General features: G+C 69.0%; 2 protein-coding genes. One reads left to right on the forward strand and one right to left on the reverse strand.

Features of this window, described 5'->3' with window-relative positions; all coding sequences use genetic code 11:
- Positions 1-160: 160 nt before the first annotated feature.
- Positions 161-1009, reverse strand: a complete 849-nt coding sequence (gene pssA, locus I6U14_RS17360) for a CDP-diacylglycerol--serine O-phosphatidyltransferase (RefSeq protein ID WP_296901026.1) — start codon at positions 1007-1009, stop codon at positions 161-163.
- 302 nt (positions 1010-1311) lie between these two features.
- On the opposite strand from pssA, the gene I6U14_RS17365 reads away from it, so the two are divergent.
- The coding region (locus tag I6U14_RS17365; RefSeq protein WP_296901028.1) for an NAD(P)H-dependent oxidoreductase subunit E at positions 1312-1605 on the forward strand (294 nt) is incomplete at its 3' end.

Here is a 1605-nt window from a genome sequence, read left to right on the forward strand (position 1 = left end):
CCCCCGGCCAGGTTTCACGCTCCCCGGCGCCGCCGCCCGGCTTAATGATCTACGGCAAAGGGCGTGCCCAAACCAGCGCAGCCCGCGGCAACCGAATGGTCTGGACGCGGCTGGCTTGATCCCGGACAGGTCGGCGACGGCGGCAACCGCCATTGGCGGCTCAGGACGAGCGCTCGTCACCCGCGGCACCCTCGCGCCGGCGCCGACCACGGCGACGGCGGCGTTGCACCAGCGTCAGCACCGGCCCGGACAGGGCGTAGCCGAAGAACAGCAAAAACAGCACGATGGGCGGGTCCAGCACCACCAGCGCGAAGCCCAGCATCACCACCACCAGCACCATGAAGGGCACCTGCCCGTGCAGGTCCAGGAGCTTGAAGCTGTGGTAGCGGAAGTTGCTGACCATGAGCAGGCCGGCGCCCGCGGTGAAGAGCGCCACCAGCAGCCCCACGCTGCCGCCGGCGATGTCGTTGTCCACACCGATCCACACGGACGCCGCGATGATGGCCGCCGCCGATGGACTCGGCAGCCCCTGGAAGTAGCGCTTGTCGGCGATGCCGATCTGGGTGTTGAACCGCGCGAGCCTGAGCGCCGCGCCGGCGGTGTAGACGAAGGCGGCGAGCCAGCCGAGCTTGCCGAGCCCGCCCAGGGCCCACTCATAGGCCACCAGCGCCGGCGCCACCCCGAAGGCCACCATATCCGAGAGGCTGTCGAACTCGGCGCCGAAGTCTGTCTGGGTGTTGGTCATGCGGGCGATGCGCCCGTCGAAGCCGTCCAGCAGCATGGCCGCGAAGATGGCGAGCGCCGCCGCCTCGAAGCGCCCCGCATTGGCCGAGAGCACGGCATAGAAGCCGGCGAAGAGCGCCGCCGTGGTGAACAGATTCGGCAGCAGATAGATGCCGCGCCGGCGCCTGCGCTCGCGGGGGCCGGCGCCGTGCGACGGACTGCCATCGGATACCGCGGCCTCCGGCTCCGACCCGGGCTGCGGCACGTGCTGTTGAGGCTCTGGCATGGGCGCTGACAGGTCGCGTCGGGGTCCAGCTGGGGCGTGGAGCGGCGACACCCCGGGGTGCCGAGGTGCACGGGCGCCGGTAGCGGGAAGGCGCCGTGGCCGCAGTATAGCCAGGTCCCAGCACCTGCCACCACCGCACGAAACCAGTGCACCAGCCGCGCCTGGCTCGGAATCGCGCACCGTTCGCGGTCATTGAATCTTTATTTTGACAAAGCCGCACAGCGCGTTTTAATGAGGTCTCGCGCGTGGCCTTACCGACCGCGTGCGCGGCACCGCTCCGGCAGCCACTTTGGGAGCCCTTCATGCAGCGAACTCGACCGGACCTGCCCAGCAACGACAAGCGCTGGAAGCTGGTCAACGCCACCATGCGCCGCAACGGCTACGCCGGACACGCGCTCATCGAGGCCCTGCATTCGGTGCAGGACGCCTTCGGCTTTCTGGACGAAGAGGCCATGACCTTTGTGGCGGATTCCCTGGACCTGCCGCTCAGCAAGGTCTACGGCGTCGCCACCTTCTATCACCTCTTCATGCTGAAGCCCCAGGGCCGCCATGCCTGCGTGGTGTGCACGGGCACGGCCTGCTACATCAAGGGCGCC

Source organism: Thiohalocapsa sp., from assembly GCF_019695415.1.
Lineage (GTDB): Bacteria > Pseudomonadota > Gammaproteobacteria > Chromatiales > Chromatiaceae > Thiohalocapsa.

Excerpts from the sequence above, each read along its gene's own strand:
- pssA (WP_296901026.1), bottom strand. The coding sequence starts at position 1,009 with ATGCCAGAGCCTCAACAGCACGTGCCGCAGCCCGGGTCGGAGCCGGAG.